The sequence below is a fragment of the Streptomyces sp. NPDC087300 genome (assembly GCF_044744425.1).
In the GTDB taxonomy this organism is placed as follows: domain Bacteria; phylum Actinomycetota; class Actinomycetes; order Streptomycetales; family Streptomycetaceae; genus Streptomyces.
This window is the reverse complement of record NZ_JBIUYI010000012.1, coordinates 24,974-50,864: the sequence shown is the minus strand read 5'-3', so window position 1 is coordinate 50,864 and position 25,891 is coordinate 24,974. Positions and strand designations below refer to the sequence as shown.

The window sequence follows — 25,891 nt, the reverse complement described above, 5'->3', positions numbered from 1 at the left end:
CGCGGGGACCGGCCCGACCTACCGCTACGCCTTCTCCGGTCACGCTGTCCGGACGTGTGTGGGGCGACCCCCACCTGCGCGTGGTCGCGGGGCCGGCCCGGCATGCCGCCGCGTCCCCTCGGGAGCGCTCGCGGCTGCGGGTCGGTGGGGCGCCCAGTGGGACCGGGGCAGCGGCACGGTCCGGGTGTGTGGGCTGCCCCCCGCCGTGGCGTGGCCGCGGGACCGGCCCGGCACACCGCCGCGTCCCCTCGGGCCGATTCGCGGCTGCGGGCCGGTGGGACACCGAATGGGACCGGGGCAGCGGCGCGGTCCGGATGTATGGAGGTCGGCCCCCACCGGGCCGCGGTCGCGCAACCGTCCCGAGGGGACGTGGGGGTATGTGCGCACGGAGCACAAGTGGCCACCGAGGCAAGGAAGCAAGTCCAAGTAACTCCCGCCCCGGGATAGCGAGTACGCACATACCCCCGCGGCCCCGCCCCACAGACGAACGAAGCGCACTCGCCCCAGCCCAACCCAGCCGGCACCCACCAAACAAACCCCAACCGGGCCAGCCACGCACCCGCACCGGCAACCACCCCCAGCCACACACCCACGCGACCCCACACGACGAACCCCGAAAGGACCAGCCCCCATGTCCCTCCTCCGCGCCGCCCTCGCCTCCCCCTTCAAGCGCCCCTCCCCGGACGCCCAGCCCCCCACCACCCGCCTACGCCGAACCGTCCGCGCCGACCCCGCCCGCCTGACCGCCTACACACACCTCTGCGGATTCCCCGAACTCCCCGACGGCATCGGCTCCACCCTGCCCCCGACCTATCCGCACGTCCTCGCCTTCCCCCTCGCCATGCGCCTGATGTGCGACCCCGAGTTCCCGCTCCCGTTGCTCGGACTCGTGCACACCTCCATCGGGATCACCCAGCACCAGGCCATCCACCCCACCGAGGAGCTTCAACTGGACGTACACATAGCCCACTTGGGACCGCACCGGCGCGGCACCGAAGTCACCCTCGTCACCGAAGCCCGAGCCGCCGACGGGACCCTCCTCTGGGAGTCGCAGAGCACCTATCTGGCCCGCCACAAGACACCGACACCCGCCACCAGCCCCACGCAGCAGCCCACCCCGGCACCGGGCATCCCCGGTCCCGGGACCCCGTGGCGCCTCGCTCCCGACCTGGGGCGTCGCTACAGCGCCGTCAGCGGTGACCGCAACCCCATCCACCTGCACCCACTCACCGCCCGCCCCTTCGGCTTCCCCCGAGCCATCGCCCACGGCATGTGGACCGCGGCCCGCTGCCTGGCGGAGCACGACACGGCGGACGACATGAAGCACGGCGCGAAGCGCAAGATCCGCGTCGAGTTCAAGGCACCCGTCCCCCTCCCCTCCACCGTGACCTACGCCTCCCGAGGCCCCGCCTTCGAGCTCCGGAGTGCCACCGGCAAGCCGCACCTCACGGGATCCAGCGTTGTCCTTCCATGAGCGAACCCAGGCCCGCCCAGGCGAAGTTCATGAGCGTCGCGGCCGCCTCCTTCGCGGAGGCGGACTCGTCCGTGTTGGCCCAGTCGGCCAGTGACTCCGCCGCTCCGACCAGCGCCTGCGCGAGCCCCGCGACCTCCCGGTCGGGCAGCGCCGGATCGCGGTGGGCCTCCCGGGCCGCCTCGGCGATCAGGAGCGTCACGAACGCGAGGATCTCCTCCCGCATCCGGGCGACCTCCGCGGCGAACGGCTCCCCGTGCGTACGCGCCTGCGCGTGCAGCACCGCCCACCCGTCGGGCCGCGCCGCGGTGTGCTCGAAGAACGCCGTGAGCCCGGACCAGAGCTGCCGGTCGGCCGGCTCCGCCGCCGACACCCCGTTCCGCACCGCGGCGACGAGCGCGGCGGCCTCCCGCCGGATGCAGGCGGTGAAGAGCTCTTCCTTGGAGTTCAGGTAGAGATAGACCAACGGCTTGGAGACCCCGGCCAGTTCCGCTATCTCGTCCATGGACGCGGCCCGGTACCCCCGCTGTCCGAAGATCCGCACCGCGGCGTCCAGCATCTGCTGCTCGCGCACGGCACGCGGCATCCGCTTCTGCCGGGGCACCCGCGGCTGCGCCGATCCCCGCTGCGGCACCGTCTTCTGCCGCGGCACCGTCGTCTGCCGCTGCTTCTCGCCCACGCCGGCCCCCGCCTTCCCACGCAACCCGTTCAAGGTCAGCGTACGGTCAACGGAGGCCGGGCCACGATTACCGGAGGAGCGACTCCGGCGCGTTCACGTCACCGGGGCGATCAACACCCCCACCCGGTCGCCCAACTTGGCGGCGATGTCGTCCCGCAGGGGCCCGTACACCTCCTCGTTGAGGTGGAGCGTCTGGGCGCCGCGGTGGAAGACGTCACCGGCGTGGAAATCGGTCCGGGGCAGTCGCCCCCGCGCCGTCTCCTCGTCCGCGACACGGAAGCGGAACCGCCCGAGCCGTACGGCCACGAGAGCGTCCGCCTCCTCGACCAGGGCGACCTGGAAATTGCCGGATTCTTCGAATTGCCCGTATTCGTCGAAGAGTTCTACGGCGCGTTCTCCGTCGGGGAGTCCGGCCAGTGCTTTCAACGCGTCGGAGAGCACATTCGACCCGGCATCATCCACGAGCGGCGGCCTCAGCGCCGCAAGCACCAACGAATCGATCCGATAAGGGAATGCGCGGGGCCGGTGTCTGACGAAACCTTCGTGGTCCTTGACGATCCAGCCGAGGCTTTGCAGGGTTTCCCCGAAAACTCCGTACCAATGCTCCGTGGCGGCGAACCGGTTGAACTTCCTGTTGGCCACGAGTTGCGCGAGCAGAAGCGCGTACGAGGCGTCGGTCCGGTGCTGCGCGGAGACTCCGGGGCCGAAGGCGAGGAGCGCACCCCCGTCCACCGCGGCCGTGGCCGCGGTGGACGGGACGTCCATCTCAGATCTCCAGGTCGTCGATGAACTGACTCGCCTTGTCGCCGAGCTTCTTGATGACGGCCTCGCGGACCTGCGCGTACACGTCCTCGTTGAGCGTCATCGTCTGGCGGGCCTGCTGCATCGTCGTACCGGAGCGCGGGAAGCTGAAGAACAGCACGCGGGTGACGCGTTCGGTGGTGGTGAAGTAGAACATGCCGATCTTCATGACCACGGTGTCGCCCGAGGAGACGCCGCACGCCGCGATCTGGAAGTTGCCCATCTTGTCGCTGTGCGCGTTGCTCTCGAACAGCACCACCCTGCGGTCCTTGTCCTGCAAGGACTTCAGGGAGTCGATCGCGGCCTTGGCCACGGCGATCTCGCCGGGCGACGCGATGGCCTGGAGCAGCGCGATGACGGCGCGGTCGACGGTGAACCGCGATCCCGCGACGGTGAGCTTGGCGAAGCTGAAGGACGGTACGACCCAGCCGACCTGCTCCAGGACGGAGCGGTAGTAGTCGTACCACTTCTTGGTGTTCTCGTCGCGGTCGAACTTCTTGTTGGCGGCGAGCTGGGCGAGCAGCGTCGCGTTGAGCACGTCGGACTTCTGCTGCCCGTTCAGGCCGTCGGTGAAGGCGACGACGCTGCCCGCGACGACCGCCGCGGACTCCTCTTCCTGGAGCGCGACTCCGGGTGGAACATAGCGCAATTCGGGCTGATCGAGTTCCAGGTTTTCGATGAACTGGAGCGCATCCGCGGCTTTCTGTTTTGCCTCGACCTCGATGTCGGAAGACGTCATGACGCCCCCTCTGTCACATGCCGGGTAAAGGGCGGGGTGAACCCCGCTGGTGTTCCTGGGAATCAGGAACTGTTCCCCCATCGGCCAGCTGTGCCCGCTGATCCGGGCGCTGGTGAGGGCCATATTAAACCCGCCCAAGAAACCGTCAAGTCCGTGCACAGAAACGGCGGAGCCCCGCTCCGGAATTGTTCCGGGGCGGGGCTCCAGGGTCACGAAGCGACCCGGGGACTCAGGCGGCCGCAGGCACCGCGCGCGACGAAGGCGACTCGTCGAAGTCGTCGAGCGGGGACGCCGACGCGCTCTCGTACGCCTCGTGGTCGAGGATCTTCTCGCGGGCGGCGACGATCACCGGGACGAGTGCCTGTCCGGCCACGTTGGTGGCGGTGCGCATCATGTCGAGGACCGGGTCGATGGCGAGGAGCAGACCCACGCCCTCCATCGGCAGGCCGAGCGTCGACAGGGTCAGCGTCAGCATGACCGTGGCGCCGGTGAGACCGGCGGTGGCGGCGGAGCCGACGACCGACACGAACGCGATGAGCAGGTACTCCTTGATGCCCAGGTTCACGTCGAAGATCTGCGCGACGAAGATCGCGGCGATCGACGGGTAGATCGCGGCGCAGCCGTCCATCTTCGTGGTGGCGCCGAAGGGCACCGCGAAGGACGTGTACTCCTTCGGGACGCCGAGGCGCTCGGTGACCTTCTGGGTGATCGGCATGGTGCCGACCGAGGAGCGGGAGACGAAGGCCAGCTGGATCGCGGGCCAGGCGCCCTTGAAGAACTGGAGCGGGTTGACCTTGGCGACGAAGGCGAGCAGCAGCGGGTAGACGCCGAACATCACCAGGGCGCAGCCGATGTAGATGTCCGCGGTGAACGTCGCGTACTTGCTGATGAGGTTCCAGCCGTAGTCCGCGATGGCGAAGCCGATGAGGCCGATGGTGCCGATCGGGGAGAGCTTGATGACCCACCACAGGGCCTTCTGGAGGAGGGCGAGGACGGACTCGCTCAGTTCCAGGATCGGCTGGGCCTTGTCGCCGATCTTCAGTACGGCGATGCCGGCGACGGCGGCCATGAAGACGATCTGGAGGACGTTGAGCTGGGTGAAGGGCGTGATGACGTCCGTCGGGATGATCCCGGTGAGGAAGTCGATCCAGGAGCCCGCGTGGTCGGGGGCCTTGCCGTCCTTCGGGGTCAGGCCGGTACCGGAGCCCGGGTTGGTGATCAGGCCGATGGTGAGGCCGATGGCCACCGCGATCAGCGACGTGATCATGAACCAGAGCAGGGTGCGGCTGGCGAGCCGGGCGGCGTTGTTGACCTTCCGCAGGTTGGTGATCGACACCAGGATCGCGAAGAAGACGAGCGGGGCGACCGCCAGCTTCAGGAGCCCGATGAAGGTGTCGCCGACCTTGGAGAGGGTGGTGACGAGCCAGTCGACGTCCTGGTTGCGGGCGATCCAGCCGAGCAGGACGCCGAGGACGAGGCCGCCGAGGATCTGCGCCCAGAAGGGGATCTTGAGGAACTTGGGTATCCGGAAGCCGGACTGGGGCTTCTCGGGCTGCCCGGCCTGGTCGGCGGGGGTCGCGGAATTCGCGGACACGGACACACTCCGGTGAGGAAAGTCAGGGGGTTGGGGACGTACGGGAGCGACGACCGCGAAGGGTCAGCGGCGCCACTGCATCGGGGGTCACGTTCAGATGTGACAGGCCGCGGACATGCAGCGGCAGAGGTCGACATGCAGGCGCGCCACGAGCGGGACGCTCATGGCGTTGCGGTGCGCTGCTGCTGTCTTCATGTCGAACACGTTAACACTCGTACTTTGAGAACATCAAAGGTCTTGTTTGAGGTAACCGGAGGGGCCAGCCCCGTTTGACGGTCTCCCCGGGGGCCCCAACTGCCCCGTGACGCACGGAACCCCGGCCCCCGGAGCGATGTGCTCCGGGACCGGGGTCCTCTGGTCGCGTGTGACGAAGCTTACGAGCCCTGCGCCTGCGTGCGGGAGACGTCGTCGGCCTCGTCCTCCTGGGTGCGGTTCGCCTCCAGGTTGGCCTTGGTGCGGTCCACGCGCGCGACGACCGTGGCCGAGGCGCGGTCGCGCTCCTTGCGCAGGGCCACGAAGCTGATGGGCGCGGAGATGACCAGCGAGAGCAGCAGCACCCACAGCATGTTCGACTCGCCGAGACCGCGCGGCAGGATCTCGGAGTAGACCAGGCCCCAGACGACCACGAAGCAAGCCACGAAGATACCGAGGCGCATCAGTGTGTAGCGGAGCATGTCAATCCACTCTTCCGTTCCGAAATGGGCCCGAGCTGGACGAGCATCTCCCAGTGAAGCACGCGAGGGCCCGCGCCCGGCAAGGGGGTGCCCCGTCCTACGCCAGCGGCAGCAGCATCGTGATGTCGTCGCGGTCGTCGCCCGGAGCCACCCGGATCGCCCCGGGCACCCGCCCGACCTCCTTGTATCCGCAGCTCGCGTAGAAGCGGTCGACGCCGGTGCCGCCCCGGCAGGTGAGCCGGATCGCCTCGACGCCCTCGAAGGAGCGGGCGGCGTCCGCGGCGGCGGCCATCAGGTCGCGCCCGTACCCCTTGCCCTGGTGGCGCGGGTGCACCATCACGACGTACAGCCAGATCCAGTGCTTCATCAGGCGGTGCTGGTTGTACGCGAGGAAGGCGGTCGCGGCGACGGCGCCCTCCTCGTCGTACCCCACGAGCAGCCGGATGCGGCCCTCGCTCAGCTCGGCCAGGCGCTTGAGCCACTCCGGGCGGATCTCGTCGACGGTCACGGGCGGCACGAAGCCGACGGCCCCGCCCGCGTTGGACACGTCCGCCCAGAGCGCGAGTACTCCGTCGCGCAGGGCGGGGTCGATCTCCGGGTCCATGCGGAATGTAAGCGTCATAGCAGGAGAGTAACCATTACGCTCGGGGTGCCTCAAGCGCATTCCGCATCCCGGACAACGCGGTGAGCCCCGGCCGTGACGGCCGGGGCTCACCGAAGGTCGCGCGCGACGGGCGGGGTCAGACCCGCATCGCCTGCGGCGTCTCCCGCAGCGCGAGGTCCGGGCCCTCGTACTCACGGATCGACTCGTAACGGGTGTTGCGCTCGACGGGACGGAAGCCCGCCTCGCGGATGAGGTCGAGCAGGTCGTCCCGCGTCAGCTTGTTCGGCGTACCGAAGTTGTCCGCGTCGTGCGTGATCTTGTACTCGACGACCGAGCCGTCCATGTCGTCCGCGCCGTGCTGGAGCGCGAGCTGCGTGGTCTGCAGGCCGTGCATGACCCAGAAGACCTTGACGTGCGGGACGTTGTCGAAGAGGAGGCGCGAGACCGCGAAGGTCTTCAGGGCCTCGGCGCCGGACGCCATGGTGGTGCGCGCCTGGAGCTTGTTGCGGACCTTGCCGTCCTGCATGTCCACGAAGTCGTGCTGGTAGCGCAGCGGGATGAAGACCTGGAACCCGCCGGTCTCGTCCTGGAGTTCACGCAGCCGCAGCACGTGGTCGACCCGGTGCCTGGGCTCCTCGATGTGGCCGTACAGCATCGTGCACGGGGTCTTCAGACCCTTCTCGTGCGCGAGCCGGTGGATGCGCGACCAGTCCTCCCAGTGGGTGCGGTGGTCGACGATGTGCTGCCGCACCTCCCAGTCGAAGATCTCCGCGCCGCCGCCGGTGAGCGACTCCAGGCCCGCCTCGATCAGTTCGTCCAGGATGTCGGACGCCGACATGCCGGAGATCGTCTCGAAGTGGTGGATCTCGGTGGCCGTGAAGGCCTTCAGGGAGACGTTCGGCAGCGCCTTCTTCAACTCGCTGAGCGAGCGCGGGTAGTAGCGCCACGGCAGGTTGGGGTGCAGGCCGTTGACGATGTGCAGCTCGGTGAGGTTCTCGCCCTCCATCGCCTTGGCGAGACGGACGGCCTCCTCGATGCGCATCGTGTACGCGTCCTTCTCGCCCGGCTTGCGCTGGAACGAGCAGTACGCGCAGGACGCGGTGCACACGTTCGTCATGTTGAGGTGACGGTTGACGTTGAAGTGCACGACGTCGCCGTTCTTGCGCGTGCGCACCTCGTGGGCGAGGCCGCCGAGCCAGGCCAGGTCGTCCGACTCGTAGAGCGCGATGCCGTCCTCACGGGACAGCCGCTCTCCGGCCCGGACCTTCTCCTCAAGTTCGCGCTTGAGCCCTGCGTCCATGCCTTCGCCCTTACCTCTCACCTGCGGCCTGCCACAAAACTCCGGCCAACGGTACTCCCCCGCCCACCGGGCGGGCGGTGCGCCCTACACCTCTTCGGGAAGCTCCCCGACCCGGTTCTCCCACTTGGTCGAGAGCACGATCGTGGTGCGCGTACGGGAGACCCCGCGGGTGCCGCTGAGCCGGCGGATCGTCTTCTCCAGGCCGTCCACGTCGCTGGCCCTGACCTTGAGCATGTACGAGTCGTCGCCCGCGATGAACCAGCAGTCCTCGATCTCGTGCAGGTCCTTCAGGCGCCGGGCCACGTCCTCGTGGTCGGCGGCGTCGGAGAGCGAGATGCCGATGAGGGCGATGACGCCGAGACCGAGCGACGCGGAGTCGACGGTCGCGCGGTAACCGGTGATGACTCCGGCCGCTTCGAGGCGGTTGATCCGGTCCGTGACGCTGGGCCCTGAGAGGCCCACGAGCCGCCCGAGTTCGGCGTACGAGGCCCGGCCGTTCTCCCGCAGGGCCTGGATGAGCTGCCTGTCCACGGCGTCCATAGGTGCGATGCCTTTCATTATTCAGCGATACCGCGAGTCTATGTGTAGAATCTAAGGCGTAACAGGGTTTCGGCCCTGCGAATCTTTCACAATCTCAGCCGATCAACGACGATCCTTCAGGAGCGTGTCACCGTGTACTCGATCGAGATGGCCTACGCCCGCATGCGCGAGCTTCAGGACCTGGCCAACCGCTCGCGTGCCCACCAGCCCACCGCGCGCAAGGCCGGCGCCCTCAGGAAGCGCGCCGCCAAGAAGCGCTAATCCCCCCGGGAGCCCGAGCCGCCTCCGGATCCGGAGCCGAGCTCGCCCTCCCATCGGCGGTACAGGCCGTGCGGCACCCCTGCCGCGTCGAGCACCCGCCCGGCGACGAAGTCCACCAGATCCTGGATGTGCGTCGCCCCCGCGTAGAACGCCGGAGAGGCGGGCAGCACGATCGCGCCCGCCTCGTCCAGGCTCACCAAGTGCTTCAGCGTCTGCCCGTTCAGCGGCGTCTCGCGTACGCAGACCACGAGCCGTCGGCCTTCCTTGAGCGTCACGCTCGCCGACCGCTGGAGCAGATCCTTCGAGAGTCCGAGCGCCACCCCGGCCACGCACGCCGTGGACGCCGGGACGATCAGCATCCCCTTCGTCGCGTACGACCCCGAAGAGGGCCCCGCCGCCAGATCACCGGCGGCCCAGTACCGCACCCCGTCCAGGGACTCCGGCCGCACGTCGAACGTGCCCGGCTTCCCGTCCGCGCCGCGCGAGAGCCAGGCCGCCAGGTCCTCGCGCCAGTGCGCGTCCCGGAAGGAGATGCCGGTCTCGTCGAGCAGCGTGAGCCGTGAGGCGCGCGAGACCACGAGGTCCACGCTCTCCCCCGCCGCGAGCAGCGCACGCAGCGCGGCAGCGGCGTACGGGGTACCCGAGGCGCCCGACACCCCCACGATCCAAGGCCTACGCTGCGTATCTCCTGGGTTCACGCTGTGAAGCCTATCCCCGGGCCGTTCAGACGGTGAGCCCGCGTACGAGCAGATCGAGCAGCGCACAGACGAACAGGGCGATTCCGATGAAACCGTTCACCTGGAAGAAGGCGCGGTTCAGCCGGGACAGGTCGTTCGGCTTCACGATCGAGTGCTCGTACACGAAGGCACCCGCGACGATCGCGAGCCCGAACCAGAAGAACCCGCCCGCGTCGCTGGCCGCGGCGTACCAGACGAGCAGCGCCGTGGTCACCAGGTGGCAGGCGCGCGCGCCCCAGATGGAGGCCGGGATGCCGAACCGCGCGGGCACCGACATCACGCCGACCTCGCGGTCCGTCTCCACGTCCTGGCAGGCGTAGATCAGGTCGAAGCCGCCGATCCAGACACCGACCGCGAGCCCGAGGATCACCGCCTGCCCCGACCACTCGCCGGTGATCGCGATCCACGCGCCGACCGGGCCCATCGCCTGCGCGATGCCGAGGATCGCCTGCGGGAAGTTCGTGAACCGCTTGCCGTACGGATAGACGACCATCGGGACCACCGCGACCGGCGCGAGCGCCAGGCACAGCGGATTGAGCAGCGCGGCCGAGCCGAGGAAGATGACCAGCGCGATCAGCGCGCCGGTCCACGCGGACTTCACCGACACCGCGCCCGTGACGAGCTCGCGGTGGGCCGTCCTCGGGTTACGGGCGTCGATCTCGCGGTCGATGATCCGGTTCGCCGCCATCGCGAACGTCCGCAGCCCCACCATGCAGATGGTGACCAGGAGCAGCCGCCCCCAGTGGATGTTCTCGTCCAGCTGGAACATGGCGGTGAGCGCGGCGATGTACGCGAAGGGCAGCGCGAAGACCGAGTGCTCGATCATCACGAGGCGCAGGAAGGCCTTGGTGCGCCCCGGCTGCGGGATCGCGGCTGATGCTGAACTCACGAGAGTCCGTACTCCTTCCAGCGGCGGTCGACCTTCGCCGCCGTGTCCGGGTCGGACTCGACCATGTTCGGCCAGCCGCCGTCCCGTACGTAGCCCTCTTCGGGCAGCTTCCTCGTCGCGTCGATGCCCGCCTTGCCGCCCCAGAACTGCTGGTAGGAGGCGTGGTCGAGGTGGTCGACCGGGCCCTCCACGACGGTCAGGTCGCGCGCGTAGTCGGTGTTGCCGAGCGCGCGCCAGGACACCTCGTGCAGGTTGTGCACGTCGCAGTCCTTGTCCACCACGATGATCAGCTTCGTCAGGGACATCATGTGCGCGCCCCAGATGGCGTGCATCACCTTCTGCGCGTGCTTCGGGTACTTCTTGTCGATCGAGACGATCGCACAGTTGTGGAAGCCGCCCGACTCCGGCAGGTGGTAGTCGACGATGTCCGGGACGATCACCTTGAGGAGCGGGAGGAAGAACCTCTCCGTCGCGCGGCCCAGCGGGCCGTCCTCCGTCGGCGGGCGGCCCACCACGATCGACTGGAGCAGCGGCCGCCGCCGCATCGTCACGCAGTCGATCTTCAGCGCGGGGAACGGTTCCTGCGGCGTGTAGAAGCCCGTGTGGTCGCCGAAGGGACCCTCCGGGAGCATCTCGCCCGGCTCCAGCCAGCCCTCGATGACGACCTCGGCGTGCGCGGGCACCTGGAGCGGCACCGTCTTGCAGTCGACCATCTCGACGCGCTTGCCCTGGATGAACCCGGCCAGCATGTACTCGTCCATGTCGCCGGGCAGCGGCGCCGTCGAGGCGTACGTCACGGCGGGCGGGCAGCCGAAGGCGATCGCGACGGGCAGCTTCTCGCCCCTGCGCGCGGCCACCTGGTAGTGGTTGCGGCTGTCCTTGTGGATCTGCCAGTGCATGCCGATGGTGCGCTTGTCGTGGCGCTGGAGGCGGTACAGGCCGAGGTTGCGCACCCCGGAGTCCGGGTCCTTGGTGTGGGTCAGGCCCAGGTTGAAGAACGAGCCGCCGTCCTCGGGCCAGGTGAAGAGCGCGGGCAGCTGCTCCAGGTCCACGTCGTCGCCGGTGAGGACGACCTCCTGGACGGGCGCGCTGTCGGACTTCACCTTCTTCGGCGGTACGTGCGTCATCGCGCCGAGCTTCCCGAACGCCTCGCGCACCCCGACGAAGCCGTGCGGCAGCTCCGGCTTGAGCAGGCCGCCGATCTTCTCGCTGATCTCGCCGTACGACTTCAGTCCGAGCGCCTTGAGCAGGCGCCGGTCCGTGCCGTACACGTTCATCGCGAGGGGCATCGCCGAGCCGCGCACGTTCTCGAACAGGAGCGCGGGGCCGCCGGCCTTCTGGACGCGGTCGGTGATCTCGCCGACCTCCAGGTAAGGGTCGACCTCGGCCTTGATGCGCTTGAGATCGCCCTCGCGCTCCAGTGCCCGGAGCAGGGAGCGAAGATCGTCATAAGCCATGCGTTCCAGTATCCGGCACCGGCTACCCTGGCCCCGTCACCGGGGGCTCGCACGCCTCTTGCCGCCACCGCTTGGGGGATCGCACCACCATGCTCAGGTATCTGCCGTTCCTGCTGGTCCTGGCGGTGTGGATCTATGCCTTCATCGATGTCCTGAACACCCCGGAGAAGGAAGTCAGGCACTTCCCCAAGGTGGTGTGGGTCATCCTCGTGCTGCTCTTCGGCGAGGTGCTGCTCGGCCCGATCGCCTGGTTCGTCACGGGCAAGAAGCGCCGGGCGCCCGGCGCGGGCGCCGCCGGAAGGGGACGTACCCAGTGGGTGGCGCCCGACGACAACCCCGAGTTCCTGAAGTCCCTCAGGGACGAGCGCCCCGACAAGGGCGACGACGACAACGACGGTGACGGCGGGAAGAAGCGCGACCGGGGCAGCGAGAGCTGATGGAGCTCCGGCTGCTCGTGACGTTCGAGAAGGTCGCCACCGTCCTCAGCTTCACCCGCGCCGCCACCGAGCTGAAGTACGCCCAGTCCAGCGTGACCAGCCAGATCCGCGCCCTGGAGACGTCCCTCGACACCGAGCTCTTCGACCGGCTCGGCAGCCGCATCCGGCTGACCGAGGCGGGCGAGCGGCTGCTGCCCTACGCCCGCCGGCTCATCGAACTCGCCGACGAGGCACGCGCCGCGGTCGTCGGCGCCGGCGAACCGTCCGGCGCGATCACGGTCGGCACCATGGAGTCGCTGACCTCCTACCGGCTCCCGCCGCTCCTCGAACTCTTCCACCACCGCTACCCCGGCGTACGGCTCTCGCTGCGTACGACGATCGGTGACGCCACCAAGGAGGCGCTGCGCCAGGGCACCTACGACGTGGGCTTCCTCATGGAGCGCGAGCGTGAACACGCTGGCCTGGAGACCGAGGTGCTCGGCGCCGAGCCGCTCGCCCTGGTCGCCGCGCCCGGACACCCGCTGGCCGCCGAGGACGCCGTGGTGACGACGGCCGGGCTCCTCGACGCGGCGCTGCTCGCGACCGAACCGGGCTGTGCCTACCGGGACCTGTTCGAGCAGGAGCTCGGTTCGGTTTCTCCGCACGGGGTCTCCTTCATGGAGTTCGGCACGATCGAGGCGACGAAGCAGGGGGCGGCGGGCGGACTCGGTGTGGCGCTGCTGCCCGCCGTGACGGTCGCGCGCGAGCTGGCGGACGGCACGCTCGTACGGCTGCCGTGGGAGCCGCCGTTCACCTTGTGGACGCAGCTCGCGTGGCGGTCGGGGAAGCGCCTTCCCGCGCAGGTGCGGCTGTTCGTGGAGCAGGCCGTGCGGCTCGTGCGGGAGCAGGCCGCGCCGCCCGGCCGAGGGTGACCTTCAGGCTGGCGAGCACGATCAGCGGGACGCCGAGCGCCTGGACGAGCCCGATGTGGTGGCCGTAGACCGCCCAGTCGGCGACCATCGCGACGGCCGGGTAGGTGAAGGCGAGCACGGCGATCTTGGCGGTGGGCAGCTTGGCGTACGCCGCGTACATCAGGACGTACATGAGGCCGGTGTGGATCACGCCGAGCCCGGCGAGCCAGGCCCATCCCGTGCCGGTGCCGCGCATCGCGCCGAAGTCGGTGAAGGGCAGCAACAGCGGGATGCCGACGAGGACTTGGACCAGGGCGACGAGGTGCGGGCGGACGCCGGTGACGCGCTTGGTGACCAGCGTGGACAGGGCGTAGAGGACGGCGGCGAGCAGCGCGAGGCCGATGCCCGCGAGGGAACCGGTGTCGCCGGGGCGCACCCCGGAGACCAGCAGGAGTCCCCCGAACGCGGCGGCCAGCCAGCCCAGTTGGGAGCGGGACAGTCGTTCGCGCAGCACGAGGGCGCTGAGCAGCACGAGGAAGAACGGCTGGGTGTGGTAGACGACGGTCGCCAGGGAGATCGAGGTGGCCTCGTACGCCTTGAAGAGGAACACCCAGTTGAAGACGATGAACACGCCGCCGAGCGCGGCGAGTCCCAGCTTCTTGAGGGTGAGTCCGTGGTCGCGGAAGTAGCCGCGGGCGAAGGCGTAGCCGCCGAGGGCGAGGGCGCCGAACAGGACGCGGAAGAAGACGACGTTGAAGGCGCTCGCGCCGGATTCGACGACGAAGATCCCGAGGGTTCCGGAGAGCGTCATGGCGGCGGTGAGCTGGGCTGTGCCCCGGTTCTCCAGGGCGTTCCTTGTGGTCATGACAGGAACGTACGAGCGGACGTACGTGCTGGTCCACGCGCTGGTGGGGCGTCCTGCCGATGGGCCGATCGGCCCCGTCGATGAGGCCTGACAGGGGGCTCGCGCGGGCACGATGGGAGGCATGAGCAGCGCATCCCGCATCCCGGCCGTCGACCTCGCCGCCTGGCTCTCGGGCGATGCCGAGGCCCGCGCGCGTACGGCACGGACCGTCGACGAGGCCCTGCGCACCGCCGGGTTCCTCCTGGTGACCGGGCACGGTGTCGAGCCCGCTCTGCGCACCGCGATCCGCGAGTCGGCGCGCGCCTTCTTCCATCTGCCGGGCGACGCGAAGCGGCCCTACGCGGTGCGGGTCGGCGAGCGCGGCTGGCTGGGTCCTGGGGCCGAGGCCAACAGCTACGCGGAGGGCACGGCCGCGCCGCCCGACCTCAAGGAGTCGCTGTCCTTCGCGGCGGACGAGCCGACGGGGGACGCGGCGGTGGACGCCGAGTGGTTCGCGCCGAACACCTGGCCCGACCAGACCCCGGAGCTGCGGGCCTTGGTCGAGACGTACCTGCGGCGGATGCGGGCGCTCTCGGACCGTCTGCTCGAACTGCTCGCCGCCGCGCTCGGCGAGCCCGCGGACTTCTTCACCCGCCATACGGGGCACCCCACGTGGGGCTTCAACATCAACTGGTATCCGGGCCGGGAGACGGTGGGCGAGCCGGAGCCGGGGCAGTTCCGCATCGGCCCGCACACCGACTTCGGCACGGTCACGGTCCTCGACCGGCAGGCGGGCCGGGGCGGGCTCCAGGTGTTCACGGACGAGGGCGGCTGGGAGGACGCCCCGTTCGACGCGGCGGCGTTCACGGTCAACATCGGCGACCTGATGGCCCGTTGGACCTCCGGCCGCTGGCAGTCGGGCCGCCACCGCGTCCTGCCGCCTCCCGCGGAGGAGCCCGCGGAGGAGCTGATGTCCCTCGTCTACTTCTACGAGTGCGACCCGGGCACGGACGTCAGGGGCGTCGACTCGCACGTGTACCTGCGGGGACAGCTGGACGCGATCGCGGTGGCGGAGCCCGACGGGGACCCCGCGCACGGCGAAGGCCGGTTCCCGTGACCTGAGGCCACGGGAACCGGCCTCGCGGGACGGCGGTGGTACGCGGGGGTCAGACCCCGGCGTACGAGTGCTTGCCGGTCACGAAGATGTTCACGCCGTAGTAGTTGAACAGCCAGCAGCCGAAGGCGATCAGCGCCAGGTAGGCGGCCTTGCGGCCCTTCCAGCCCGCCGTCGCGCGGGCGTGCAGGTAGCAGGCGAACGCGACCCACGTGATGAACGACCAGACCTCCTTGGGGTCCCAGCCCCAGTAGCGGCCCCAGGCGTCGCCCGCCCAGATCGCGCCCGCGATGATCGTGAACGTCCACAGCGGGAAGACGGCCGCGTTCACGCGGTAGGAGAACTTGTCGAGCGAGGCCGCCGAGGGGAGCCGCTCCATGACGGAGGTGGCGAACTTGCCGGGCTGCCCGCCGCGGAGCAGCTTGGACTCGTAGCTGTCGCGGAAGAGGTAGAGCAGCGTCGCGACGAACCCGACGTAGAAGACCGCGCCGCAGAAGATCGCGGTGGAGACGTGGATCCACAGCCAGTACGAGTGCAGGGCGGGGACCAGCTGGTCGCTGGCGGTGTACAGGACGGTGACCGCGAGACCGAGGTCGAGCAGGACCGTGGTGACCAGCGGGAGGCCGAGCCAGGCGATGTTCTTCTTCAGCGCCATCAGCACCAGGTACACGGCGACGGCGACCGTGGAGAAGGTGATGCTGAACTCGTACATGTTGCCCCACGGCGCCCGCTGCACCGACAGGGCGCGGGTGAGCACACCGCCGAACTCCAGGAGGAACGCGAGGACGGTGAGGGACACCGCGATGCGGCCGTAGAGGTCGCCCTTCTCGTCGCCCGCGGCGGCGCCGGGCCCGTCGGGCACGTCACGCGAACCGGCGACGGACCGGGTGACGACCTGCGGCCGTTCCAGGGTGGCGGTGCCGCCCTTGGCCTTGGCGGTGACGGCGGGCGCCTCGGCGGCGGCCGTCGTGCCCGGGGTGAGCGCGGCGGCGGTGCGGGCGACCTTGCTGCGGCTGCCGAACAGCCACTCCGCCATGTGCGCGAAGAAGGCCAGGAGGTAGACGGCCATCGCGGAGTAGATCAGCACATTGCTGATGTGCGCGAGGTTCTCGTTGGGTTCGGCGGCCAGGGTGGTGGCGAGATTCACTTCTCAGCCCCTTCGGCAGGAACAACATCGGGGTCGGAGTCGGAGGCCGAAGAGGCTTCCGGGTCGGGTGCGGGCGCGCTCGGCGCCTTCTCGTGCAGCAGGGCGGCGAGCTCGGACAGTTCCTCGGGGACCTTGGCGGACTCGCTGCGGCCCAGGCCCGCCATCTCCACGACGGTCACGCCGTCGGCGCCCCGCACCGCCCGCACCCAGACGCGGCGGCGCTGGATGAACAGGGATCCCGCGAGGCCCGCGATGGCGGCGATCGCGGCACCGAGCGCCCAGCCGGAGCCGGGCTGCTGCGAGATCTGGAAGGTCGCCCACTCCTTCATGCCCTTCTCGAAGGTGATGGAGCCCTCGCCGTCGGGCAGCTTCATGGTCTCGCCGGGCAGCAGCCGCTTCTTGAACAGCTCGCCCTGGGCGTCCTTGAACTTGGTCATCTTCCGGGTGTCCAGCTGGTACACGTTCTGCGGGACGCCGGAGTCGACGCCCAGGCTGCCGTGGTACGCGGAGAGCGCGAGCACCGGGAAGTCGGGGGCGGGGAACTGCGAGAACATCTGGCCCTTGCCCTCGCCCGCGAACGTCGGGACGAAGAAGGCGTTGAAGCCGAGCTGCTCCTTCTTGCCGCTCTTGTTCTTGTAGCCGTCCAGGACCTTGATGGCGCCGGTCGCGGTGCCGTTCTGGTCGATGGGCAGCAGCGGCACGGAGGCCCGGTAGACGGTCTTGCCCTTGGCGTCGCGGACCGTGACGGTGGGGGCGTAGCCGTGACCGATGAGGTAGACCTTCGAGCCGTCGACCTCAAGGGGCTTGTTGACCTCGATGGCCTTCTTCTTCTCGGCCCCGTGGGCGCCCTCGGAGTAGGTGACGTTGGCCCGGTAGGTGCGCGGCGTGCCGCGGTTGGGGCCGGACTTCTGGTACGTCCCCTCGAAGTCGTCGAGCTTGAAGCTGAAGGGCGCGAGTTCGTCCGAGTCGAAGAGGCTGCCGGACTTGAAGTCGTCGTACTGCGAGAGCGTGTTGGCGAAGCCGTCGCCCTCCATGATCAGCTTGCCGCCCTCGGACTTGAAGAGCTGTCCGGCGGCGAAGGCGATCAGCATCACGATCAGCGCGACGTGGAAGAGCAGGTTGCCCGCCTCGCGCAGGTAGCCCTTCTCCGCGGCGACCGAGGTGCCCGCGCCGGAGCCGGAGTCCGAGCCCGCGGTGTGCACGCGGAAGCGGCGCTCCTTGAGGAGCGCGAGCGCGGTGGCGTGCACCTGCTCGGGCTCGGCGTCGGTGCGCCACGTCGCGTACGCGGGCAGCCGCGTCAGCTTCCTGGGAGCGCCCGGCGGGCGGCCGCGCAGCTGGCCGACGAACTGCCAGGTGCGGGGCACGATGCAGCCGATGAGGGAGACGAACAGCAGGATGTAGATCGCGGAGAACCACACCGAGCTGTAGACGTCGAAGAGCTGCAGCTTGTCGTAGAGCGGGCCGAGCGTGGTGTGCCGGTCCATGAAGTCCTGGACCTTGAGCTCGTCGACGTTGCTCTGCGGGATCAGCGAGCCGGGGATCGCGCCCAGGGAGAGCAGCAGGAGCAGGATCAGCGCGACCCGCATCGAGGTGAGCTGCCGCCAGAACCAGCGCAGCCAGCCGATGACGCCGAGCGCCGGGAGGTTCGGCGCGTCCTCCTTGGGTGCGGTGGACAGCTGTGCGCCCGCCGCGCCGAGGTCGTTCTGCTCGCTCTGTTCCTCGGGGACTTCGGTCTTGCTCATGGATCAGATCCCCACCGTGTAGCCGTTTGACCAGACCTGCATCTGCTGGATCATGCTGTCCCACACTCCGGTGACGAGCAGCAGGCCGGTCGCGATCATCATGATGCCGCCGACGCGCATCACCCACGCGTAGTGCCGCTTGATCCAGCCGAAGGCGCCGAGCGCCTTGCGGAAGGCGACGGCCGCGAGGATGAACGGGATGCCGAGCCCCAGGGAGTAGGCGACCCCCAGGATGGCACCGCGCTGCGGGTTGGCCCCGTCGGCGGCGAGGGCGAGGACGGAGGCGAGCGTCGGGCCGATGCACGGCGTCCAGCCGACGGCGAAGAGGGCACCCACTATCGGGGCGCCCGCGAGACCGATCGCGGGCCGCTTGTGGAAGCGGAACTCGCGCTGGGTCAGCCAGGGCATCAGGCCCATGAAGAAGACGCCGAGCACGATCATCACCGCGCCGAGCACGGTGTTGATGGTGCCCTGGTGTTCCTTCAGGGTGCGCCCGATGGCCCCGAAGAAGACGGTCGCCGAGACGAAGACCACCGTGAACCCGGCCACGAAGAGACCGGCTCCCGCGGCCATCCTGCCGCGCCGGGCCTCCGCCAGGTCCTGGCCGCCGACCCCGGTGACGTACGACAGATAGCCGGGCACGAGCGGCAGGACGCACGGGGAGAAGAAGGAGACGAGCCCGCCGAGTACGGCGACCGGCACGGCCAGGAGCAGCGCCCCGCTCATGACGGTCTGGTTCGGGCCCGTGATGGCCGCGAGGGTGGACATCACTTCTCCGCGAGCACGGGGTCGATCATCTTGCGCAGCTTCTCTTCGTTCAGCGGCTGCTGCGAACGGGCCGCGATCTTGCCGTCCCGGTCGACGACGAGCGTCGAGGGGATGAAGTTCGGGTTCATCGAGCCCTGTGGGAAGCGCAGGAGCAGCTTGCCCGTCGAGTCGTGCAGGCTCGGGTAGGTGATCTTGTGAGCCTTCTCGAACTCGATCGCCGGGCCGCGCTCGGGGTCACGGGTGTTGATGCCGACGAACTCGACGCCCTTGGCCTTGGTGTCGGCGGCGACCTTCACGAAGTTCGGCGCCTCGGCCCGGCACGGCGCGCACCAGGATCCCCAGACGTTGATGACGAGGACCTTGCCCTTGTACGCGTCGGTGAGGTTGAGGTGCTTGCCTTCGAGGGTCTCGCCGTCGAGTTCGGGCAGTGGCTTGCGGTCCGCCTTCGCGGCGGTGGCGATGCCGTCCGATCCGGCCACGAAGTTGGTGTTGCCCGAGCCGCCCGACGTGCCGCCCGAACCGCAGGCCGTGAGGGCCAGGGCTCCGGCCGCGGCCCCGGCGGCGAAGAGGACCGCTCGGCCGCGGCGGCCGCCGGGGCGGCGGCTACGGCTGCGGTTCGCGGTCTGGGGGGCGCGGCAGGCGGCACTCATGTGAAAAGTTTCGCATGCCCGTTTCGGGGATCTTCCGCACCCCCCGGGGTTGCGGAAAGTCCCATTTCAGGCGGCCTTTCCGAGCCCCTTCCAGCCACCGGAGGGCGCCTGGCCGACTTCGAGTCCCTGAAGGTCGCGCAGCACCTTGGGGTCCTGCACGTCCAGCCAGTCCACGAACTGCTTGAAGGAGACCAGGCGGACGTCCTTCTTGCCCGCGATGTGCTTCAGGGCGGCCTCCACGGCATCCATGTAGATGCCGCCGTTCCACTCCTCGAAGTGGTTGCCGATGAAGAACGGCGCGCGGTTGGACTCGTAGGCCCGCTTGAATCCGGCGATGTAGGACTCGGTGGCCTGCTTGCGCCAGCCCGGGTAGTTGTGGGCCGGTGCCTTCGTGGAGTTCTGCGACTGGTTGGCGAGGATGTTGTAGTCCATCGAGAGGACCTCGAAGGAGTGCCCGGGGAAGGGCATGGCCTGCAACGGCAGGTCCCAGACGCCCATCTTCTTCTCGGGCCAGCGCTGCCGGCCGCCGGGCGAGGACGCGTCGTAGCGCCAGCCGAGCTTCTTGGCCGTCGGCAGCAGATTGTTCTGGCCGAGCAGACAGGGGGTGCGGCCGCCGACGAGTTCCTTCTCGTAGTCGAAGGGCAGCGACGGCAGATCGGTCCAGCCGGTGTTCGTACGCCACTTCGTCACAAAGGACTTGGCCTGGTCGATCTCGTCCTGCCACTGCGCGGACGTCCAGTTGGCGACCGATCCGGTTCCCGCGCAGAAGTGCCCGTTGAAGTGCGTGCCGATTTCATGGCCGTCGAGCCAGGCCTGCCGGACGTACTTCAGCGTCTCCTTGACGTGACCGTCGGTGAGATAGCCGATGTCGGAGGCGCCGACCGCGTTGTTCGGCGGCCGGTACATGCGCTTCTTCGATTCGGGAAGCAGATAAAGCCCCGAGAGGAAGAACGTCATGCGTGCGTCGTGTTCCTCGGCGAGCTTCAAAAAGCGCGGGAAGAGACCGTTGCCGACCTCGCCCGCACCGTCCCAGGAGAAGATCACGAACTGAGGGGGCGTCTCGCCCGGCTGCAACGGCACGGGCTTGCCGGGCTGATTGGGCTGCTTTCCGGTGTAGGCGGTCGAACCGTCACCGATCGGCTTCGCGGGGTGCTTTTCCGCACCCGCCTGCCCGTCCTTGCCCTTTCCCGAACCGCCGGAGTTGCTTCCGCTTCCGCAGCCCGCAAGTCCGAGCGCGGCCACCGCACCGGCGCCGAGCCCCATCATTCCCCTGCGGCTGATGTCGCGCATTCCATCCCCATTCGTCGCGCCCTGGGTCCGTGCCTGCTGTATCTGCCATGCAAGACGGACAACCACTTAGAGGGCGCGACGAACACGAGGGTTCCGACAAGTCGCACATATTTATGGTGCTTTTGCCTTGAAGGGACCTACAGTCGCGACGCGATTACTCGACGTCGATCTCCCAGGGAATTTCAGGCGCCGAACGCCTTGGCCTTCCCCTTCACCGGCTTGGCGCCCGCGAGAAGGTGCGCGGGCACGAGATCCCGCGCGGGTTCGGTGTATCCCACCGAAACGATCTTGTCGCCGCGGTAGGTGAACGTCGTCAGCGAAGCGAGCGTGCACTGCCGCTTGCGCGGGTCGTGCCACAGCCGCCGCTTCTCCACGAAGCTGCGCACGATCCAGATCGGCAGCTGGTGGCTGACGCAGACCGCCTCGTGCCCGCGCGCCGCGTCCTTCGCCGCGTCCAGGGCGCCCATCATCCGCACGACCTGCTCGATGTACGGCTCGCCCCAGGAGGGCTTGAACGGGTTGACGAGGTGCTTCCAGTTGTCCGGGTTCTTCAGCGCGCCGTCGCCGACGCCGAAGGTCTTGCCCTCGAAGACGTTGCCCGCCTCGATGAGCCGCCCGTCCGTGGCCAGGTCGAGACCGTGCACCTTGGCGATCGGCGTGGCCGTCTCCTGGGCGCGGTCCAGCGGGGACGCCACCACGTGCGTGACGTCGCGCTGGGCGAGGTGCTCGGCGACCCGGTCGGCCATCCGCCGGCCCAGCTCGGACAGGTGGTAGTCGGGCAGGCGCCCGTAGAGGATGCCTTCGGGGTTGTGCACCTCGCCGTGGCGCATCAGGTGGACGACGGTCAGCTCGTCGCCCGCTGCCGTGCCGGTCATGCGGTGGCCTCCGTTGCTTCCGCGGCAGCGCGCGCGGCACCCGGCAGGGCGGCGGCGATCCGCTCGATCGCCCGCTCGTCGAGGGCGGTGGACACGAACCAGGACTCGAAGGACGAGGGCGGCAGATAGACGCCCTGCGACAGCATCGAGTGGAAGAACGGGGTGTAGCGGAAGGACTCCTGCGCCTTCGCCCCGTCGTAGTCACGGACCTCCGCGTCGGTGAAGAAGACGGAGAACATGTTGGAGGCGTTCTGCACCCGGTGCGCGACGCCCTCCTTGCTCAGCGCGTCCGACACCAGGGCGCGCACCCGCGCGGAGACGGCGTCGATCTTCTCGTACGCGGCGTCGTCCAGGAGCCGCAGCTGGGCGAGGCCCGCGGCCGTGGCGACCGGGTTACCGGAGAGCGTGCCCGCCTGGTAGACCGGACCGGCGGGGGCCAGGTGCGCCATGACGTCGGCGCGGCCGCCGAACGCCGCGGCGGGGAAGCCGCCGCCCATGACCTTGCCGAAGGTCATCAGGTCGGGCGTGACGCCGTCGACGCCGAACCAGCCCGCCTTCGACGTACGGAAGCCGGTCATCACCTCGTCGGAGATGTAGAGCGCGCCGTTCTCCCTGCAGAGGTCGGCGAGGGCCTGGTTGAAGCCCTCGCGCGGCGGCACGACGCCCATGTTGCCCGGCGAGGCCTCGGTGATCACACAGGCGATCTGCCCGGCGTTCGCGGCGAACGCGGCGCGCACGGCGTCCAGGTCGTTGTACGGCACGACGATGGTGTCGCCCGCCTGCGCACCGGTCACCCCGGGGGTGTCGGGCAGGCCGAGGGTGGCCACGCCCGAACCGGCGGCGGCCAGCAGGGCGTCGACGTGGCCGTGGTAGCAGCCGGCGAACTTGACCACCTTGGCGCGGCCGGTGAAACCGCGCGCCAGACGGATGGCCGACATGGTCGCCTCGGTGCCGCTGGAGACGAGCCGCACCTGCTCGACGGGGGCGACGCGGGCCACGATCTCCTCGGCGAGGGCGACCTCGCCCTCGCCCGGCGTACCGAAGGAGGTGCCGCGCGCGACGGCCTCCTGCACGGCGGCCGTCACCTCGGGGTGCGCGTGGCCGAGGATCATCGGACCCCACGAGCACACGAGGTCGACGTACTCGCGGCCGTCGGCGTCGGTCAGGTACGGACCGGTACCGGACACCATGAAACGGGGCGTACCACCCACAGCGCGGAACGCGCGCACGGGAGAGTTCACACCGCCGGGCGTCACGGCCGCCGCACGGTCGAAAAGAGTCTGCGAAACTGGGGCGCTATACGGGAAGCTCACACGAGCCATGGTGTCAGAGGGTTCGGAGATCCTGCGGACAGGTGTTTCACCCCACGTTTTAGCGGGTGACCGTGGGGGAGGTCACTGACACGATGATCGGGTTGCGTGGCGGGGTCCGCGGGGCCTAGAAAAGACAGGGCCGTGCCGCCCTGGCAAAGCAGTCGGGTGGAGATATGCATCGCGGTGGCGGACTGGGCGAGGGGACCGACGGCCTGGGCCCCCGGCGTGCCCGGCGTGGCAAACACCGGCGCGAGGCGGAACCGGCGCAGACGCCCGAACAGGCGCGGAGCGGGTCCGGCGGGACCGGGCGGGACGGGGCGAGCAGCAGGAGTGGCGGGGTGGGGGTGACCTACAAATACTTCGGCGCCCCGGACGGTGCGACGGCCGCCCGCGTGCCGATCTCGATGCGCCCCGAGGAGCTCGGCGGCGATGAGCTCGGCATGGGCGGCATGTTCACGAAGATCAAGCCGGAGACGGTGGCCGCGATGGTCCTCACCGGCATCGAGGGCATACCCCTGCACCGGGTCCCCCCGCTGGAACTGGTCGTCCTGCACCCCGACTACGCCGTGGTGAAGCTCCCCATGACCGTCGTCGACCCGCTGCGCGGCATCGGCGAGGAGTCGGTGGGCGCCGCGGCGTTCATCTGGTCCACGGTCCCCGACCGCGGCGGCCCGCGTGACGCGTTCAACGTCTACCAACTCCTGCACGAGTGGCAGGATTTCAGCCACCGTCTGCACGACGCGGGCCACCAGGCGTACTGCCTGGTCTGGCCCTGAGGCCCGCGCCTCGCCCCTGACCTCCCCTACTTCCCGCGCAGCGCGGCCAGTTGCTCCTCGAAGGGCACGACGGTCCCGAAGGCGCCCGGGGTCTCCTCGCGCGCGGGCCGCGCGGGCCGCACGATCCCGGCCAGCTCGGCCCCCGCCCGCCCGATCCGCTCCGCGAGCCCCTGCGCACCCCAGTCCTCCGAGGCCGCGTAGACGCCGGTGGGTACGACGACGGCGCGCAGGGCCGGGCCCGGGAACCCGGTGGTGAGGGACTGGGCGATCTCCACGGCGAGGTCGCGCAGTTCGACGAACTCCACCTCCGTGCCCGTACCCGCGTGCTCCCGCACCGCCGCGGCCAGCCGGTCGGCAAGGAGCCGGGTGGAGGAGGGCACGCTCAGCCCCGCCGGGACGACGACGAGCTTCATGCGGAGACTCCTTGCTGGGACGGGGACTGGGCCTGGGACCGTGCCTGGCTCTGGCCCTGCGCCTCGGCGACGCGGCGGGCGTGCGTCGGTGCCTCGGGAACGCCGGCCGGACGGTTCTTGGCGAACTCCTCGCGCAGCACGGGGACGACATCCTCGCCGAGGATGTCGAGCTGTTCGAGGACGGTCTTCAAGGGGAAGCCCCTCTATTCCCGGCCACGGCTCCCCCGCCGTCCCCGCCGTCCCCGCCGCTTACGTCACTCCCCACTCCCCCAGTACGGATCACGCCCCGTGGCCGCCAGCAGCCGCTCGAACCCCGAAGCGCCCTCCCGCACGGCCACCGGCTCCCCGAAGACGCCCATCTTGCGGGCCATCGGCGCCATCCCCTCGACGGCCTCCGCCAGCCGCCGCAGCACGCGCTCGTCCACGGCGGGGAGCTCCTGCCCTGTGGCGCGGGCCAGGTCCCAGGCGTGCACCGTCAGGTCGAGCAGCACCATGCAGCCGACGGTCGCGGCCGGCATGTCCATCGCCCCCGTGGTGCCCTCGTCGGCACCGGGCTCACCCCACGCCGCGACGAGCCGCCCCGCCTCACCCTCGAAGCGGGCCCGCCACTCACCACTCCCCTCGCCCACGTAGTCGGGCACGGCCGAGAAGTCGGAGTCGCGCTTGGCGGCGAGCTCCTGGAACTGCACGACGACCTGGAGGAGATGGTTGACCAGAGCGCGTACGTCGTAGTCGGCGCACGGCGTGGGAGCGCCGAGGCGGCCGTCGGGAATCGCGTGCACGACGGGGACGGCGCGCGCGGCGGCGACGGCGATCAGGTCACCGACCTTGTCCGCGTCGCCTGCGGCGTCCACGCCGCGTGTGGCGTCCACGCCGCCTGAGGTGTCTGAGCTGCCTGAGGTGTCTGAGCTGCCTGAAGTGTCCATATCCGAACGGTACGAAGCCGGCCCCCGCCCCGGCTTGAAGAAACGCGACACCGCGCGCGTCCACCGGCGCCGTCCTACGATCCCGGCATGGAGTCGGCCTACGATCCCGACATGGACACGCCGCCACCCGGGACGCCCCGCCGCGACACCCGGGGCATCGTGGACGCCGCCGGACTCCTCTCCCGGGTACGTTTCCGCCGCCACGCACCCGCCGAGGCGCTGCGCCCCTACCTGGAGCACTACTGGCTGATCGACTGGGACCTCCCCGAGCCGTACGCCTCCCACGTGGTCCCGCACCCGTCCGTGAACGTGGTCTTCGAGACGCCCGAACCCCCCGCGTCCCTGCCCACCGGCGAAGTGGCGGGCATCGGCCTCGGCCTCTTCACCAAGAAACTGACGGGACGGGGGCGGGTCTGCGGGGTGCAGTTCCGGCCGGGCGGCTTCCGCCCGTTCGCACCGCACCTGAAGGTGGCGTCGCTGACCGGCCACCGCCGCCCGCTGCCCGAGGTCTTCCCGCACCTGGCCGCTCCCCCCGACGAGACGGCACGGCGGATCGTCACCCCCGAGGACGAGCACGCGCGCGTGGCGGCGCTCGACGCGTTCCTCACGGCACTCTGCCCGGCCCCCGACCCACGGGCGGACCTCGCGATGACCCTGGTCGACCGCGTCCGCGAGGACCGCTCGGTGCGCCGCGTGGCCGCGCTCGCGGGAGCGGCGGGCCTCTCGGTCAGATCGCTCCAACGCCTCTTCGCCACGTACGTGGGGGTCGGGCCGAAGTGGATCATCCTGCGCTATCGGATCCACGAGGCCCTGGAACAGGCGGAGTCGGCGCCCCACGCCATCGACTGGGCCGACCTCGCCGCCTCGCTGGGCTACGCCGACCAGGCACATCTCGTACGGGACTTCACGGCGACGGTGGGAGTGCCGCCGACGGCGTACGCCCCGCACTGAACTCCCGTG

27 protein-coding genes and 2 pseudogenes are annotated in these 25,891 nt (G+C 69.8%); 7 read left to right on the top strand and 22 right to left on the bottom strand.

Annotation, left to right across the window (positions count from 1 at the left end; genetic code table 11):
• The first annotated feature begins 631 nt into the window (after positions 1-631).
• Entirely contained in the window at positions 632-1,474 is an 843-nt protein-coding gene (locus ACIO9J_RS37510; RefSeq protein WP_402009468.1) for a MaoC/PaaZ C-terminal domain-containing protein, read from the top strand.
• Here ACIO9J_RS37510 and ACIO9J_RS37505 read toward each other — a convergent pair.
• The 8 genes from ACIO9J_RS37505 to ACIO9J_RS37470 form a co-directional block, all read right to left on the bottom strand.
• A complete protein-coding gene (locus tag ACIO9J_RS37505; protein WP_402009763.1) occupies positions 1,446-2,057 on the bottom strand; it encodes a TetR/AcrR family transcriptional regulator in 612 nt (203 codons plus the stop codon). The two genes, ACIO9J_RS37510 and ACIO9J_RS37505, sit on opposite strands and share 29 nt — an antisense overlap.
• Positions 2,058-2,243: 186 nt before the next feature.
• On the bottom strand, positions 2,244-2,915 hold the full coding sequence (locus ACIO9J_RS37500) for a hypothetical protein (RefSeq protein ID WP_402009467.1): 672 nt from the start codon (positions 2,913-2,915) through the stop codon (positions 2,244-2,246).
• 1 nt (position 2,916) lies between these two features.
• On the bottom strand, positions 2,917-3,690 hold the full coding sequence (locus ACIO9J_RS37495; protein WP_402009465.1) for a hypothetical protein: 774 nt from the start codon (positions 3,688-3,690) through the stop codon (positions 2,917-2,919).
• Between the two features lie 229 nt (positions 3,691-3,919).
• Complete coding sequence (locus ACIO9J_RS37490; protein ID WP_402009463.1) at positions 3,920-5,284, bottom strand: dicarboxylate/amino acid:cation symporter; 1,365 nt, start codon at positions 5,282-5,284, stop codon at positions 3,920-3,922.
• 374 nt (positions 5,285-5,658) lie between these two features.
• Positions 5,659-5,958: a DUF4229 domain-containing protein gene (locus tag ACIO9J_RS37485; RefSeq protein WP_402009462.1), complete on the bottom strand. Its 300-nt coding sequence runs from the start codon at positions 5,956-5,958 to the stop codon at positions 5,659-5,661.
• Positions 5,959-6,055: 97 nt separating this feature from the next.
• A complete protein-coding gene (locus tag ACIO9J_RS37480; RefSeq protein ID WP_402009460.1) occupies positions 6,056-6,580 on the bottom strand; it encodes a GNAT family N-acetyltransferase in 525 nt (174 codons plus the stop codon).
• A 118-nt stretch (positions 6,581-6,698) separates the two neighbouring features.
• On the bottom strand, positions 6,699-7,862 hold the full coding sequence (gene mqnE / locus ACIO9J_RS37475; RefSeq protein WP_402009458.1) for an aminofutalosine synthase MqnE: 1,164 nt from the start codon (positions 7,860-7,862) through the stop codon (positions 6,699-6,701).
• An 84-nt stretch (positions 7,863-7,946) separates the two neighbouring features.
• Positions 7,947-8,402: an Lrp/AsnC family transcriptional regulator gene (locus ACIO9J_RS37470; RefSeq protein WP_055549590.1), complete on the bottom strand. Its 456-nt coding sequence runs from the start codon at positions 8,400-8,402 to the stop codon at positions 7,947-7,949.
• Positions 8,403-8,534: 132 nt separating this feature from the next.
• On the opposite strand from ACIO9J_RS37470, the gene ACIO9J_RS37465 reads away from it, so the two are divergent.
• Complete coding sequence (locus tag ACIO9J_RS37465; RefSeq protein WP_402009783.1) at positions 8,535-8,663, top strand: hypothetical protein; 129 nt, start codon at positions 8,535-8,537, stop codon at positions 8,661-8,663.
• On the opposite strand, the gene ACIO9J_RS37460 is transcribed toward ACIO9J_RS37465, so the two are convergent.
• Genes ACIO9J_RS37460 through ACIO9J_RS37450 form a run of 3 tightly spaced genes read right to left on the bottom strand, consistent with a single transcriptional unit; the run spans position 8,660 to position 11,746 of the window.
• Entirely contained in the window at positions 8,660-9,361 is a 702-nt protein-coding gene (locus tag ACIO9J_RS37460; RefSeq protein ID WP_402009457.1) for a UbiX family flavin prenyltransferase, read from the bottom strand. The genes ACIO9J_RS37465 and ACIO9J_RS37460 overlap by 4 nt on opposite strands.
• A gap of 25 nt (positions 9,362-9,386) precedes the next feature.
• Positions 9,387-10,289: a menaquinone biosynthesis prenyltransferase MqnP gene (gene mqnP / locus ACIO9J_RS37455; RefSeq protein WP_055549594.1), complete on the bottom strand. Its 903-nt coding sequence runs from the start codon at positions 10,287-10,289 to the stop codon at positions 9,387-9,389.
• On the bottom strand, positions 10,286-11,746 hold the full coding sequence (locus tag ACIO9J_RS37450) for a menaquinone biosynthesis decarboxylase (protein WP_402009455.1): 1,461 nt from the start codon (positions 11,744-11,746) through the stop codon (positions 10,286-10,288). Before ACIO9J_RS37450 ends, mqnP begins: the two co-directional genes overlap by 4 nt.
• Before the next feature lie 89 nt (positions 11,747-11,835).
• Here ACIO9J_RS37450 and ACIO9J_RS37445 point away from each other — a divergent pair, with 89 nt between their 5' ends.
• Both ACIO9J_RS37445 and ACIO9J_RS37440 read left to right on the top strand, forming a co-directional pair.
• Positions 11,836-12,183 (top strand): PLDc N-terminal domain-containing protein, encoded by a 348-nt coding sequence (locus tag ACIO9J_RS37445; protein ID WP_402009453.1) that lies wholly within the window; start codon positions 11,836-11,838, stop codon positions 12,181-12,183.
• Positions 12,183-13,070, top strand: a pseudogene (locus tag ACIO9J_RS37440) (LysR family transcriptional regulator); the annotation flags it as partial. The gene ACIO9J_RS37445 and the pseudogene ACIO9J_RS37440, both read left to right, overlap by 1 nt.
• Here the strand turns inward: ACIO9J_RS37440 and ACIO9J_RS37435 are convergent.
• Complete coding sequence (locus ACIO9J_RS37435) at positions 12,973-13,938, bottom strand: DMT family transporter (RefSeq protein ID WP_402009451.1); 966 nt, start codon at positions 13,936-13,938, stop codon at positions 12,973-12,975. The pseudogene ACIO9J_RS37440 and the gene ACIO9J_RS37435 sit on opposite strands and share 98 nt — an antisense overlap.
• Positions 13,939-14,059: 121 nt before the next feature.
• On the opposite strand from ACIO9J_RS37435, the gene ACIO9J_RS37430 reads away from it, so the two are divergent.
• Positions 14,060-15,034 (top strand): isopenicillin N synthase family dioxygenase, encoded by a 975-nt coding sequence (locus tag ACIO9J_RS37430; RefSeq protein WP_402009450.1) that lies wholly within the window; start codon positions 14,060-14,062, stop codon positions 15,032-15,034.
• A 49-nt stretch (positions 15,035-15,083) separates the two neighbouring features.
• On the opposite strand, the gene ccsB is transcribed toward ACIO9J_RS37430, so the two are convergent.
• The 7 genes from ccsB to hemL all read right to left on the bottom strand — a co-directional run bounded on the left by ccsB (position 15,084) and on the right by hemL (position 22,825).
• Positions 15,084-16,178, bottom strand: coding sequence for a c-type cytochrome biogenesis protein CcsB (ccsB, locus tag ACIO9J_RS37425; RefSeq protein ID WP_402009448.1), 1,095 nt, complete (start codon positions 16,176-16,178; stop codon positions 15,084-15,086).
• Positions 16,175-17,920 carry a cytochrome c biogenesis protein ResB gene (locus ACIO9J_RS37420; protein ID WP_402009446.1) on the bottom strand — a complete coding sequence of 582 codons (1,746 nt, stop codon included), beginning with the start codon at positions 17,918-17,920 and terminating at the stop codon, positions 16,175-16,177. The genes ccsB and ACIO9J_RS37420 overlap by 4 nt, the downstream gene beginning before the upstream one ends.
• A gap of 3 nt (positions 17,921-17,923) precedes the next feature.
• Positions 17,924-18,688 carry a cytochrome c biogenesis CcdA family protein gene (locus ACIO9J_RS37415; RefSeq protein WP_402009444.1) on the bottom strand — a complete coding sequence of 255 codons (765 nt, stop codon included), beginning with the start codon at positions 18,686-18,688 and terminating at the stop codon, positions 17,924-17,926.
• Positions 18,688-19,338 carry a TlpA family protein disulfide reductase gene (locus ACIO9J_RS37410; RefSeq protein WP_402009442.1) on the bottom strand — a complete coding sequence of 217 codons (651 nt, stop codon included), beginning with the start codon at positions 19,336-19,338 and terminating at the stop codon, positions 18,688-18,690. The genes ACIO9J_RS37415 and ACIO9J_RS37410 overlap by 1 nt, the downstream gene beginning before the upstream one ends.
• Before the next feature lie 66 nt (positions 19,339-19,404).
• Positions 19,405-20,628, bottom strand: coding sequence for a hypothetical protein (locus ACIO9J_RS37405; RefSeq protein WP_402009441.1), 1,224 nt, complete (start codon positions 20,626-20,628; stop codon positions 19,405-19,407).
• Between the two features lie 182 nt (positions 20,629-20,810).
• Positions 20,811-21,503: a histidine phosphatase family protein gene (locus ACIO9J_RS37400; RefSeq protein ID WP_402009439.1), complete on the bottom strand. Its 693-nt coding sequence runs from the start codon at positions 21,501-21,503 to the stop codon at positions 20,811-20,813.
• Positions 21,500-22,825: a glutamate-1-semialdehyde 2,1-aminomutase gene (gene hemL / locus ACIO9J_RS37395; protein WP_402009437.1), complete on the bottom strand. Its 1,326-nt coding sequence runs from the start codon at positions 22,823-22,825 to the stop codon at positions 21,500-21,502. The genes ACIO9J_RS37400 and hemL overlap by 4 nt, the downstream gene beginning before the upstream one ends.
• Before the next feature lie 164 nt (positions 22,826-22,989).
• On the opposite strand from hemL, the gene ACIO9J_RS37390 reads away from it, so the two are divergent.
• Positions 22,990-23,592: a hypothetical protein gene (locus ACIO9J_RS37390; protein ID WP_402009435.1), complete on the top strand. Its 603-nt coding sequence runs from the start codon at positions 22,990-22,992 to the stop codon at positions 23,590-23,592.
• 26 nt (positions 23,593-23,618) lie between these two features.
• Here ACIO9J_RS37390 and ACIO9J_RS37385 read toward each other — a convergent pair whose 3' ends face one another.
• The 3 genes and pseudogenes from ACIO9J_RS37385 to ACIO9J_RS37375 form a co-directional block, all read right to left on the bottom strand.
• Positions 23,619-24,005 carry a hypothetical protein gene (locus tag ACIO9J_RS37385; RefSeq protein WP_402009433.1) on the bottom strand — a complete coding sequence of 129 codons (387 nt, stop codon included), beginning with the start codon at positions 24,003-24,005 and terminating at the stop codon, positions 23,619-23,621.
• Positions 24,002-24,205 (bottom strand): annotated as a pseudogene (locus ACIO9J_RS37380) (5,10-methylene tetrahydromethanopterin reductase); the annotation flags it as partial. The pseudogene ACIO9J_RS37380 and the gene ACIO9J_RS37385, both read right to left, overlap by 4 nt.
• A 54-nt stretch (positions 24,206-24,259) precedes the next feature.
• Complete coding sequence (locus ACIO9J_RS37375; protein WP_402009431.1) at positions 24,260-24,877, bottom strand: TIGR03086 family metal-binding protein; 618 nt, start codon at positions 24,875-24,877, stop codon at positions 24,260-24,262.
• A gap of 141 nt (positions 24,878-25,018) precedes the next feature.
• Here ACIO9J_RS37375 and ACIO9J_RS37370 point away from each other — a divergent pair, with 141 nt between their 5' ends.
• Entirely contained in the window at positions 25,019-25,882 is an 864-nt protein-coding gene (locus ACIO9J_RS37370) for a DUF6597 domain-containing transcriptional factor (RefSeq protein ID WP_402009429.1), read from the top strand.
• Positions 25,883-25,891 lie beyond the last annotated feature (9 nt).